This is a genomic window from Streptococcus pseudopneumoniae (genome assembly GCF_001068775.1).
Classification (GTDB): Bacteria; Bacillota; Bacilli; order Lactobacillales; family Streptococcaceae; genus Streptococcus; species Streptococcus pseudopneumoniae_N.
The window spans coordinates 1-649 of the sequence record NZ_JWAJ01000074.1; the positions used below are offsets into that span (position 1 = coordinate 1).

At 40.4% G+C, this 649-nt stretch carries 1 protein-coding gene; it reads left to right on the forward strand.

Annotated features, from left to right (window positions below; genetic code table 11):
* The coding region (locus tag ADF68_RS11075; RefSeq protein WP_049548524.1) for an LPXTG cell wall anchor domain-containing protein at positions 1-520 on the forward strand (520 nt) is incomplete at its 5' end.
* Positions 521-649: the final 129 nt, after the last annotated feature.

The following is a 649-nucleotide window of genomic DNA, read 5'->3' on the forward strand; positions in this document are numbered from 1 at the left end:
GCCTAAGAAACCAGATGGTTCAACATACCCATCAGGCAGCAAGGTAGTGATTCCAGGTGAAAATGGAACACCAATCACGGTAACAATTGGCGACAATGGTTCAGGTGAAGTACCAAATGACAAGCTTCCTAAGAAAGATGTCCCAGGTACAGGAACAGTAACCGAACCGAATAAGAAACCATCACAACCGGTGGATGTAACAACACCAGGTAAGGTCACACCAGCAACACCAACAGATACAATTCCAGTTGCACCAGTGACACCTGATACGCCAGTCAAACCTGATACGAATGGAGGCTCTGGTCAAGATACACCTACACCAACAACTCCAAATGCAGTTACTCCGAATGCGGATCAGGTAGATACTAAGACTACTAATGATAATGGAGCTAAGTCAAATGATTCTCAAAATGTATTGCCAAATACTGGTACTGAATCAAATGCGACTCTTGCATCTCTAGGCCTTCTTGGTATTCTAGGTGGTCTCGGACTTGCTTTGGGAAAGAAAAAAGAAGACTAAAAATTTAGTTAAATAAACATTCATTCTTTTGTGTTATAAAGACAAACTAGATTGGTTCTGGGAATCGTGTTAGTCATAAAATAAAAAGAATGTTTAGATAAAGAAAGCGAACAATGCTAGGATTTTGTT